The sequence below is a fragment of the Streptomyces sp. ST2-7A genome (genome assembly GCF_021390475.1).
Classification (GTDB): Bacteria; Actinomycetota; Actinomycetes; order Streptomycetales; family Streptomycetaceae; genus Streptomyces.
Map to the genome: position 1 here is coordinate 68,808 of NZ_JAJUWS010000016.1, position 11,275 is coordinate 80,082.

The window sequence follows — 11,275 nt, forward strand, 5'->3', positions numbered from 1 at the left end:
GGGTGCGGCGCGGTGGCCGTCGCACGGCCCCGGACGCGCTTCGGCGGTCCCCCCCCGACCGGGGGGTGGACCGCCGAAGCGCGCGGACCGTGGGGGCGACCGTCCGGGTCAGACCCGGCTGCCGCCGGAGTCGCCGGAGGAGAGCCGGTCGAGCTGCTGATAGATCCTGCTCTTGAACAGCTCCGGGTCGGGGACGTGCCGCATCACCATCTTCCCCTGCTCGGAGGCGGACTGGACGTTGAGCGTCCCGTACCGCATGATCCGCTCCCACAGATTGACGCTGTAGGAGACGTCGTTGACCCGGGAGAGCGGGACGCTGCGACCGGCCTTGGTGATGAACCCCATGCGCTTGTGCAGCCGCTTGGTGGTCAGCACGTAGACGGTGGAACGCCACTGCAGCATGGGGATCAACCAGACCCAGCAGGCGGCGACCACGCCGGCACCGATCACCACCCACATGGCGGTGTCGTACCACTGTTCGTCGGAGGGCAGGAACCACAGCACGGCGCCGGTGACGGCGGCGACCAGGCACAGCATCAGGAATTCGCTGACCAGCGTCGTCCAGTGCTGGCGGGTGTAGTAGAGCAGCTCCTCGTCCTCGCCGAGGTAGCGGTCCGCGATAGGCATGGGCGCATCCTGGCACACCGGCGCCGGTCCGGGGAGTGCGGCCGGCCCTCCGTCGCCGTACCGTTCCCGCGCCGTCGCACACCGGGGACCCCGGCGTGCCGCACCCGCCCCGACGCGCGCCGGGCTTCCCGGTCACGGGTGTGCCGGGCGGGGCTCCGGGGGTGCCGATCCGGGGGCCCCGGGGGACGTGGTGCCGGTGTGGAGGAGGCGATAACCACCCCGTCAGGCCGTAAGCTCCAGACATGTCCACAGTCCGTCGTACGCCTCGTACCCACCGGCCCGACCGGGTCCGGGACGCCCTGCTGGCCCAGGTGGAATTCCTGCGGGTGGCGGCACACGGACTCACCCCGGAGCGACTCGACCGGGAGACCGGACTTCCCGGCTGGGAGGTTCGCCAACTCCTCGCCCATCTCGTCCGTCAGATCGACTCCCTGCCCCGGCTGTTGGCCGAGCCCGCGCCGCCCGGCAACCGCCCGGCCTGCGACGTCTCCGGATGGGTGCTCTCCACCGGCTCCCGGGCGAAGCGACTGGACGAGGAGGCCCGCCGGGACGCCGCCACCATCGCCGACTTGGCGGTCGCCCTGGACGGAGCGGCGGAGGAGTTGGAGTCGGTGATCGAGACCGGCATCCGCGAGGACGTGCTGCTGCCGGTGCCGTTCGGCGCGATGCGGGCCCTGGACTTCACCGTCACCCGGCTGGTGGAGACGGTGGTGCACGCCGACGACCTCACCCGGGCGCTGGGCTCGCCCGTGCGCCTGGACCGGACGGCGCTGGCGGTGACGGCGCGGGTGTTGGCCGACGCGGTGGCCGAGAAGGCCCCCGGCGCCTCCACCGAGGTGCGGATCCCGCCGTTCGCCGTCGTGCAGTGCCTCCCCGGACCCCGACACACCCGGGGGACCCCGCCGAACGTGGTGGAGACCGACCCGATCACCTGGATGCGGCTGGCGGCCGGCCGGGTGAGCTGGCGACTGGCGGTGGCCACCGGGCGACTGAAGGCGAGCGGGGAGCGGGCCGGGGCACTCGCCGACCACCTCCCCGTGCTGGGCTGACCCGCCCGCCGGTACCGGCGGGCGGCGGTACCCCGGCTGTCCGTGCCGACGGCCGGCAGGCCGGGAGCAGGGACCCGCCCCGGTCGCGCGCCCGGGGACGAGGACCCGGGGGCCCCGCCCGGAGGCGGAGCCCCGCGCCCGATCGTGCCGACCGGCCGTATCGGCCGCCGACCCGCTCGGCCGGCGCCGCCGGCCTCCATCGGTTTCGCCCGCCCGCCCGGGGCTCCGGCGGTCCGCCCGCCCGGGGTCGGGGTGCCCGACGGCTCCCCCTCACCCCGACCGGCCGTACGGCCGTACCGGGCGGCGACCCGGCCGGCCGGTGACCTCGTTTTCCATCGGCTCCGTTCGCACGCCGGTCCCGGGGCGGGGTTCCGGCGGCGCCGGCTCCCCGAACCCCGGACCCCGGCCGCGCCCGGGCGCCCCTCGGCGAAGGCTCGGACCACGCGGTCGAAGACGACCCCGGCCGACCCCGGGCGGGCGTCCCCGCGCGGCGGGAGTGACCGACCCGGTCCCGGCTGGTGGACGCGGCCGGGGCTCGGTGCCTCCGTCGGGACGTACGGCCCCACCGGCGGTGGGAGCGACCGGCTCGGCCCCCGGGAGCGGGAATGTTCAACGGACGCCGGACGCCGGACGCCGGACGCCGGACGCCGGACGCCGGACGGCCGTGCGGGCCGCTGCCGACGGGGCCGGCGCCATACCGTCCCCGCCCGGTGCGCCGGGCGGCCGACGGCGGGCCGGACACCCCACCGCTCCGGGCCCCGCCGCGGGTGCCCGGCGCACGGCGCACGGGCGCGGACGCCCGCCTCCCGGCGCGCGAAGGGGGCGCGAACGGCCCGGTAGACGGTGATTCCGGTCTCATTCCCCGAGCTGCGCCGCAGGTGGGGGAGGGGACCGGCGGGTCGGGACGGTCCCCGGGGATTCGGCACGGTCGCCCGGCCGGCCTAGACTCGAAGACGTGCCAGGTGATGGACGACTCAGTCACGACCTCAACCCCGGCGAGAAGGGCCCGAGAGACGCCTGCGGCGTCTTCGGCGTCTGGGCCCCGGGCGAGGAGGTCGCCAAGCTCAGCTATTTCGGGTTGTACGCGCTGCAGCACCGCGGGCAGGAATCCGCGGGAATCGCCGTGAGCGACGGCTCCAAGATCCTCGTCTTCAAGGACATGGGCCTGGTTTCCCAGGTCTTCGACGAAACCTCCCTCGGCTCCCTGCGGGGCCACATCGCGGTCGGGCACACCCGGTACTCCACCACCGGCTCCCCGACCTGGGAGAACGCCCAGCCCACCTTCCGCGCGACCGGCCACGGTTCGATCGCCCTGGGTCACAACGGCAATCTGGTCAACACCGCCGACCTCGCCGCCATGGTCGAGGAACTCCCCGGCGCCGGCCGGGGCTCCCGCAACCGGGTCACCGTCACCAACGACACCGACCTGGTGACCACCCTGCTGGCCGGGCAGAGCGCCCCCGACGGCACCCCGCTGACCGTCGAACAGGCCGCCCCCGATGTCCTGGGGAAGGTGCGCGGCGCGTTCAGCTTCGTCTTCATGGACGAGACCACCCTGTACGCCGCCCGCGACCCACAGGGGTTCCGCCCGCTGGTCCTCGGCCGGTTGGAGCGCGGTTGGGTGGTCGCCTCCGAGACCGCGGCCCTCGACATCGTCGGCGCGTCCCGGGTCCGCGAGGTCGAGCCCGGCGAGCTGATCGCCATCGACGAGAACGGTCTGCGCAGCTCCCGATTCGCGGAAGCGAAGCCCAGCGGCTGTGTCTTCGAGTACGTCTACCTGGCCCGCCCGGACACCGACATCGCCGGCCGCAACGTCCACCTCTCCCGGGTGGAGATGGGCCGCCGGCTCGCCGCCGAGGCACCCGCCGACGCCGACCTGGTGATCGCCACCCCGGAGTCCGGGACCCCCGCCGCCATCGGATACGCCGAGGCCAGCGGTATCCCCTACGGCTCCGGCCTGGTGAAGAACTCCTACGTCGGGCGCACCTTCATCCAGCCCAGCCAGACCATCCGTCAGTTGGGCATCCGCCTCAAGCTCAATCCGCTGCGCGAGGTCATCCGGGGCAAGCGTCTGGTCGTCGTCGACGACTCGATCGTGCGCGGCAACACCCAGCGCGCCCTGGTGCGGATGCTCCGCGAGGCCGGGGCCGCCGAGGTGCACGTGCGGATCAGCTCCCCGCCGATCAAGTGGCCGTGCTTCTTCGGCATCGACTTCGCCACCCGGGCCGAACTGATCGCCAACGGCCTGGGCGTGGAGGAGATCGGGGCCTCGCTGGGCGCCGACTCCCTGGCCTACATCTCGATCGACGGCATGATCGAGTCCACCACCATCGCCAAGCCGAACCTCTGCCGGGCCTGCTTCGACGGGGAGTACCCCGTCGCGCTGCCCGACCCCGAGCGGCTGGGCAAGAACCTGCTGGAGACGGCCTCGCCGAACGCCGGCGGGAGCCCCGGTCCCGGTACGGACCCGATCGCGGACGGACCGATGACCGACCCCGACGGGGTGCGCTCGGCGACCGCCGGGGTGGGTGCGGGGGACGCGCTGCGTCGCCCGTGACGCCCCTCCACCCGCGCGGAGTCCGGGATCCGGACCCCGCGCGGCGACCGCGTCGGTCCCCCGTCCCGGCCCGCCGGACGGGGGCGGCGGGCGAACCGTCGGGCGGGTTCCCCGGGGAACAGCCGGGCCGATCATCCAACCGACCACCGAGCCGACCGACCGGCGAACCAGCCGGTGAACCATCCAGCGAAGAGGCCGAAGAGACATCGTGAAGGACAGCCAGCCCGTTCCCGAGGCCGCCTCCTACGCCGCCGCCGGCGTCGACATCGAGGCCGGCGACACCGCCGTCGAGCTGATGAAGAAGTGGGTGGCCCGCGCCCAACGACCGGAGAGTGTCGGCGATCTCGGCGGTTTCGCCGGTCTCTTCGACGCCTCCGCGCTGCGCGACTACCGTCGCCCGCTGCTCGCCTCGGCCACCGACGGCGTCGGGACCAAGCTGGCGATCGCCCAGCGGATGGACGTGCACGACACCATCGGCCGGGACCTGGTCGCCATGGTCGTCGACGACCTCGTGGTCTGCGGGGCCGAGCCGCTGTTCATGACCGACTACATCTGCGTCGGCAAGGTCGTCCCCGAGCGGGTCGCCGCCATCGTCAAGGGCATCGCCGAGGGCTGCGCGCTGGCCGGCTGCGCCCTGGTCGGCGGTGAGACCGCCGAGCACCCCGGGCTGCTGGGCCCGGACGAGTACGACGTGGCGGGCGCCGGCACCGGTGTGGTCGAGGCCGACGAGCTGCTGGGCGCGGCCCGGGTGCGGGCAGGTGACGTGCTGATCGCCATGGCCTCCTCCGGTCTGCACTCCAACGGTTACTCGCTGGTGCGGCACGTGCTGCTGGAGCGCGCCGGATGGGAGCTGGACCGGGACGTGCCCGAGCTGGGCCGCACCCTCGGCGAGGAGCTGCTCGAGCCCACCCGGATCCACACCCCGGACTGCCTGGAGCTCATCCGTACCCCCGGCACCGGCGTGCGGGCGTTCTCCCACGTCACCGGCGGGGGACTGGCGGCCAACCTGGCCCGGGTCATCCCGGACGGCCTGCGGGCCGAGCCGGACCGCGCCACCTGGACGCCCGCCCCGATCTTCTCCCTGGTCGGCGAGCAGGGGCGGATGGAGCGTTCGGAGCTGGAACGGACCCTGAACATGGGGGTCGGCATGGTCGCCGTGGTGGCGCCGGAGTCGGTGGACACCGCGCTGGCGACGTTGGCCGCGCGCGGCCTGGGGGCCTGGACCCTGGGCCGCGTCGTGGAGGCCGGCGACGACGGGTCCGGTGCCCGGTTGATCGGCGACCACCCGGCGTGACCGTGACTCCCATGCGTCGGGGGCCCCGCTTTCGGTGAGGGCCCCCGGACAGCACGATGACCGGTCCGGCGGGGCCGGACCGGCGGTCGTGCCGGACGGGGAACTCGGGGCGGTGTCGGTGCACGGCGGTCGCCGTGTCCGGTGGTCCGCCCGCCCGCCCGCCGGACGGTCCCGGTGCCGGGGCACCGGGCGCGTCGGGTCAACCGCGACGGCTTCCCGACTGCTGGTCGTCCTCGTCCGCCTCGTCGTCGGTGTCGTTGTACAGCTGCGCGTAGTGCGCGTACGGGTCGTTCTCCAACTCGTCGTCCTCGAAGGAGTCACCGTTCGGCAACCCGCTCGGAGTGGAAGCACCCAGCTCTTCGGCAAGTCGTGAAAGATCGGTCCCACCGCTGTTGTACTTCAGCTGGCGGGCGACCTTTGTCTGCTTGGCCTTGGCCCGGCCGCGCCCCATTGGCTCGACCCCCTCAACGTAGGGGCTCGCCGGCCCCGGAGTTGTCGACATGCGTTCATGACACGGAGTGGGCCCGGCAGAGCCCGACCCACCGGACTTCAACGGTACCCGCTTCCCGGAGCCTACGGTACGCCGTCCATGGGACACGCGACGCCGACATCCGCCCCCGACGGGGATTCCCCGCTGGTCAGGCATGATTTTACCGTCTTTCCGGTTGGAATCGGGACGGCCGACGTGACATGTCTTACCCGAGCGGCGTCGCGGCGTCCCCGCCGATGGCCGCGAGGGCGGGCGTGTCGGCGACCGGGCGGTCGACCGGTCGCGGTGCGCGGGTCCGATCGACCGCCCCGTGGCGGGTCAGCGCCCCGCGGCCATCCGCTGCTCGGCGATCCGGTCCGCGGCGGTCACCGGCGGCACGTCCTCGCGCTCGGCCAACCGGAATATCTCCAGCGTCGTGTCGTGGATCCGGGCCGCTTGCTTCTTCGCACGTGCGAAGTCGAAACCGCGCAGTTCGTCGGCGACCTGGATCACCCCGCCGGAGTTCACCACGTAGTCCGGCGCGTACAGCACACCGCGCGCGGCGAGGTCCTTGCCGATCCCCGGGTGGGTCAGCTGGTTGTTGGCCGCGCCGCAGACCACCGAGGCGGTCAGCGCCGGCACCGTCTCGTCGCTCAGGGCCCCGCCCAGCGCACACGGCGCGTAGACGTCCAGCTGCGGAACGCGGATCAGCTCGTCGGCGTCGGCCACCGCCACCACCTCCGGGTGCGCGGTGCGGACCCGCTCCACGGTCTCCGGCCGCACGTCGGTGACGAACACCTCCGCCCCCGCCTCCACCAGGTGGTCCACCAACAGGTGCCCGACCTTGCCGACACCCGCGATCGCCACCCGGCGACCGGCCAGCTCCGCCGTGCCCCAGCGGTACTCGGAGGCGGCCCGCATGCCCTGGAACACACCGAAGGCGGTGAGCACCGAGGAGTCGCCGGCGCCGCCGTTGTCCGGGGAACGTCCGGTGGCCCAACGGGTCGCCCGGGCCACCACGTCCATGTCCGCGACGTAGGTGCCCACGTCGCAGGCGGTCACGTACCGGCCGCCCAGGGAGTCCACGAACCGGCCGTAGGCCAGCAGCAGTTCCTCGCTCTTGTCCTGCGCCGGGTCACCGATGATCACGGCCTTGCCGCCGCCGTGGGTCAGACCGGCCAGGGCGTTCTTGTAGCTCATCCCGCGGGCCAGGTTCAGGGCGTCGCGCAGCGCGGCGGCCTCCGGGCGGATCTCGCCGGGGTAGGCGTGGAAACGGGTGCCGCCCAGAGCCGGGCCCAGGGCGGTGGAGTGGATCGCGATGACGGCCCGCAGGCCGCTGTCCCGGTCCTGGCAGAGCACGACCTGCTCGTGCCCGCCCTCGGTCTGGGAGCGGAAGAGGACGTCGAGCACGTCGACGTCCGGGGTGGTGGGGAGGCCGCCCGTGCCGGGGGTGTCCGGGATCTCGGGGGTGCCGGGGGTCTGCGCGCCGACGACACTGTCGGCGGGACGTACATCAGCCACGGTGGTGACTCCTGTAGGTCGGGAGGAGATGCCCTCCTGCGGGTGGGGAGGGCCGGTTGTCACGACTGTACGGCGCGTCCTCCCGCCGGGAGGCCACAACTTTGTCACACCGCCGCGAGCCCCGACCCGCCGCCCGACCGCCGGGAAGGGGTTCCGGACCCCGACCCGGCCGATTCGCGCACTGGCCGGGAGGGGCGGGAGCGGCGATCATGGGGACACCCGGGCCGGTCGGCGGGCGCGGGGCGCCACGGGCCCCGTCACCGGATCGGCGCGTCGCCGGAGCGGTGAGGAGGGTTCGGGTGTCGAAGGTGCCGTACGCGGCCTACCTGAGGGTGTACGAGCCCCTGACGGCCTTCCCCGAGCCCGAGCGGGCGCACTGGACGGCCTACGCCAAGCGGGACCGCCTTCCCGACGAGCAGGACGAGATCCGGCTGGCCCTGGCCGCGACGGTGGCGGTGCCCCCGCGCGCGGCACCGGAGCGGGAGAGCGCCGACGCCTTCGTGACCACCCTCAACGGCGTGCTGTGCGTGTGTCCGTGGCGCACCCGACTGCGCTCCTGGCTGGCGCTGTCCGAGGTGGACGACTGGATGATGCCGCCCTCGGTGCTGGACGCCGCCCTGCCCCCGGCCGCCCGCCGACGGGCCGCCGACGCCCGGGACCGCTGGCGGGAGCGGCACCCCGACGCCCGTCCCTGGATCCGCTCGGCGCTGTGGCACGTGCCGGTGCGGTGGTTCGTCCTCTTCTCCGACGAGGAGCGGTGGTTGACGCCCGCCGCTCCGGGTGGGGCGCCCCGGCTGCGGTACCGCACGCCGATGGCGCAGGCGCGGCGCCGGGTGGCGCGGGCGTTGCGCACGGTGCGCCGCACGCTGCCGGAGGGACTGTTGGAGGAGGTCCTGGTGGATGTGGGTCGTTGGTTGGAGGAGTTCCATCCGCGTTCGTTGGTCGAACTGGACTACGGCGGATTGGTGCATACGATGTCCGCACGGCGGTTGGCCGAGGATCACTCGGCGGCCGACGTGGCCTCGGCGTTGGACGCGCTGGCGGCCGGGGAGACCGAGCGCGCGGACGCCCTCTACGAGAAGTTGACCGGTCGCTGGTTGGAGATCCGCGAGCGCCAGTTCGCCAACTGACCGTCGACCGGCGGCCGGTCGGCGGTCGACGGTCGACGGTCCACCCGGGTTCTCCGTTGTGGGTCCCTCCCGGGACGTGTCCGGAGGGATCGGCGGGTCGGACGGCGGGTCGGACGGCGAGGAGGTCGAACGACCCGGGTCAGGGGTCCCGAATCCCTGGCGGCGCCGTGAAACGTCGTTTTCCGGACATCCTTCACGAGGATGTCCGGGAGTCCGGTGGGGTCGGCGTTCGGGGGGACCTCGGGAGGACCTCGGTCCCGGGGGCGAGGTGCGGAGGGCCTGACGGGCGCGGACCTTCGGGAGTCATCTTCGGGACGAAAGCCCCAAGTTGACCTTAAGGGTGATGGATGGCACGGAAGGTGCCGAGGGGGTGTCTTGCCTTCAAGTACCTTCCTCGTGTCAAAATAGGACAAGGAGCCCCCTGGGGGCTCCTTCTGTCCGCCCATGGGTGGATGGATGGGTATTGCACTCCTTGGCGGGATTCGTGGGACCTTGGTGTCGCATGACGGATGGTCACCCGTGGGTAACTGTCCGCTATGGGATGGTCCATCCGGCATCCGCCGAGGTTGGACCCCTCGGAGCGCAATTCCATCGGTTTGGTCGAGCAGGCTGGACGGATGGTGTAGTTGTAGTGCCGAGGACAAGCCGTTCGTCCTATAACCGACTCGACTCGCCTCACCCGATTTCGGGCAACGCGGGTCAAGGTGCAGAATTCAAGAGGAAAGAACCGTATTGGTTCGGTTCTCTCAAGGAGGCCGCTCATGACCGCTCGCACCCCTGATGCCGAGCCGCTGTTGACCCCGGCGGAGGTTGCCACCATGTTCCGCGTGGACCCCAAAACGGTCACACGCTGGGCGAAGGCGGGCAAGCTGACGTCGATCCGCACGCTCGGTGGGCACCGCCGCTATCGCGAGACGGAGGTGCGCGCGCTCCTCGCGGGCATTCCGCAGCAGCGCGGCGAGGCCTGAGCATCCCGCGCCACGCCCCGGCATCGACCGGGCGGCGGGGCCCCCACCCCGCACCAGCGCGACCCCATCGCGCCGGACTCCGCCGAGTCCGGCGCGATTTTCATGTGCCCGCACGTCCCGGGAGCGGGTCGATGGCGGCCCGATAGGGGCGCGACCCCGGACGTCACCGCCGGGGCCGGGCGGGTCGTCCCCATCCGAACGCCCGTCGAAAACCGTGTCGAATTCCTTTTCCGTGGAGGTGTGGAGGGCGCGGGAACGGGCAGGCGCACTCCCCGCGCGGGAGGAGTCCCGGGCGGCTTCGAGGGCGCGCGACCGGCGCGGTACCGCCCCTGGCGGGTCGCTCCCGGGGCCGGTGCAATGGCACATATGAAATGTGAGCCCGTGTGAAGCCGGGGATACGGCCCCATCCGTCCGGGAAGTTCCGTGACTCCCGTCACATCGGGAGTCCCTTGCGGCCCGTGATGATCTTGAGGTAGTGAATGGCGCCCACGGCGTTCCCCGTTGTCCCGTCCGGCGCCGCCTCCTCGCCCCGGCGGGGAAGGCGCTCGTGCCGTCGGGCGGTCGCCGGTCGGCCGGCACGGTCCGAATCCGGCCGTCCTCGGATCGGGGGGACCCGCCCTTTCGAGGTCGATCGGGGGTCGATTCGATGCCCCGTCACCGGACCGCATACCCGGCAGGGTACTCCTCATGCCCGCGAATGGAACCCGATCCTCCGGATCCGCGATCCCCCCGCCGGGCGGGTACGACGACGGCCGGAGTGACGCCCGGCCGGTGTTCGGGTGCCGTTCGGGACGGCGACGGCGTCAGGTCGGGCCGAACAGCCGATCCGAGGCGGTGGGACAGCCGTTTCCGCCCATCGGGACGGGCGGACCACGGGTGGGCGCGGACGTGGGCGACCGCCTGTGCCGGGCACTGCCGTGGACGAGGACCGGATGTGAGGTCGCGGCCCGGGGGTCCCGGCGCCCCTCGCACAGGTACCCCGGGACACCGCACGGGACAACGACGACGTGGCCGTGATCGGCCCGCATCGCCGGCAACCCGGACGACCTGGAGACCCTGGACGCCTACTGCGCCACCGGCTCCCTGCGCCGGGTCGCCGACCTTCTCCGCCTCCACCACAGCAGCGTCGCCCGCCGACTCGAACGGATCGCGAGGACCCCGGGCATCGAACCCACCGAATCCACCGGATCGGTGCGGGCCACCCTCGTCCTCACCACATGGCGGCTGCTCGACGACCGGGGAAGTCCTGTCCCGCCACCGGGACGAGGACTCGACAGGACGGGGCGGAGCCCCTCGGTGGCCGGCATCCGCCGGGCCTTCGCCGAGCACGAGAGGACCCGGGCGTATCGAATGACGCGGGCCGCGCGGTCCCTTCGGACCCACGGGCGCCGGGACACACGAGCGCCGGGACACACGAGCGCCGGGACACACGAAAGCGGCGGACCATCTGGGGATGATCCGCCGCTCACCGCGGTCCTGACGGGATTTGAACCCGCGGCCTCCACCTTGACAGGGTGGCGAGCACTCCAAACTGCTCCACAGGACCTCGCTTGCGAGACGTGACTCTACCCCGGGCGGGACCCCGGGAGCCAACTCACCGAAGGTGACCGGGCGGGGACGCACACCGTCCCTCCGTCGGCCGATCGGCGCCGGTCACCGG

The 11,275-nt window shown here is 73.0% G+C and carries 8 protein-coding genes, 1 tRNA gene and 1 pseudogene; 6 read left to right on the forward strand and 4 right to left on the reverse strand.

All coding sequences use genetic code 11. From position 1 onward, the window contains the following. Nucleotides 1–108: 108 nt before the first annotated feature. Nucleotides 109–627 (reverse strand): PH domain-containing protein, encoded by a 519-nt coding sequence (locus tag LZF96_RS12185; RefSeq protein WP_233870174.1) that lies wholly within the window; start codon nucleotides 625–627, stop codon nucleotides 109–111. 242 nt (nucleotides 628–869) lie between these two features. Here LZF96_RS12185 and LZF96_RS12190 point away from each other — a divergent pair, with 242 nt between their 5' ends. The 3 genes from LZF96_RS12190 (at nucleotide 870) to purM (ending at nucleotide 5,527) form a co-directional block, all read left to right on the forward strand. Next, nucleotides 870–1,676, forward strand: a complete 807-nt coding sequence (locus LZF96_RS12190) for a maleylpyruvate isomerase family mycothiol-dependent enzyme (protein ID WP_233870177.1) — start codon at nucleotides 870–872, stop codon at nucleotides 1,674–1,676. Nucleotides 1,677–2,631: 955 nt separating this feature from the next. After that, a complete protein-coding gene (gene purF / locus LZF96_RS12195; protein WP_233870180.1) occupies nucleotides 2,632–4,233 on the forward strand; it encodes an amidophosphoribosyltransferase in 1,602 nt (533 codons plus the stop codon). A 208-nt stretch (nucleotides 4,234–4,441) separates the two neighbouring features. Then, nucleotides 4,442–5,527 (forward strand): phosphoribosylformylglycinamidine cyclo-ligase, encoded by a 1,086-nt coding sequence (gene purM / locus LZF96_RS12200; protein WP_233870182.1) that lies wholly within the window; start codon nucleotides 4,442–4,444, stop codon nucleotides 5,525–5,527. 199 nt (nucleotides 5,528–5,726) lie between these two features. Here purM and LZF96_RS12205 read toward each other — a convergent pair whose 3' ends face one another. Next, nucleotides 5,727–5,978: a DUF3073 domain-containing protein gene (locus tag LZF96_RS12205; RefSeq protein WP_233870185.1), complete on the reverse strand. Its 252-nt coding sequence runs from the start codon at nucleotides 5,976–5,978 to the stop codon at nucleotides 5,727–5,729. 357 nt (nucleotides 5,979–6,335) lie between these two features. Next, nucleotides 6,336–7,457, reverse strand: a complete 1,122-nt coding sequence (locus tag LZF96_RS12210) for a Leu/Phe/Val dehydrogenase (RefSeq protein ID WP_374203208.1) — start codon at nucleotides 7,455–7,457, stop codon at nucleotides 6,336–6,338. Between the two features lie 359 nt (nucleotides 7,458–7,816). Between LZF96_RS12210 and LZF96_RS12215 the strand changes: the two genes are divergently transcribed. The 3 genes and pseudogenes from LZF96_RS12215 to LZF96_RS12225 form a co-directional block, all read left to right on the forward strand. Further along, a complete protein-coding gene (locus tag LZF96_RS12215; RefSeq protein ID WP_233870188.1) occupies nucleotides 7,817–8,647 on the forward strand; it encodes a hypothetical protein in 831 nt (276 codons plus the stop codon). Between the two features lie 761 nt (nucleotides 8,648–9,408). Next, on the forward strand, nucleotides 9,409–9,615 hold the full coding sequence (gene bldC / locus LZF96_RS12220; RefSeq protein WP_143618509.1) for a developmental transcriptional regulator BldC: 207 nt from the start codon (nucleotides 9,409–9,411) through the stop codon (nucleotides 9,613–9,615). Between the two features lie 1,083 nt (nucleotides 9,616–10,698). Beyond that, a pseudogene (locus LZF96_RS12225) lies at nucleotides 10,699–10,761 on the forward strand (hypothetical protein); the annotation flags it as partial. Between the two features lie 325 nt (nucleotides 10,762–11,086). Here LZF96_RS12225 and LZF96_RS12230 read toward each other — a convergent pair. Continuing rightward, nucleotides 11,087–11,161: transfer RNA gene (locus LZF96_RS12230), tRNA-Asp, on the reverse strand. Nucleotides 11,162–11,275 lie beyond the last annotated feature (114 nt).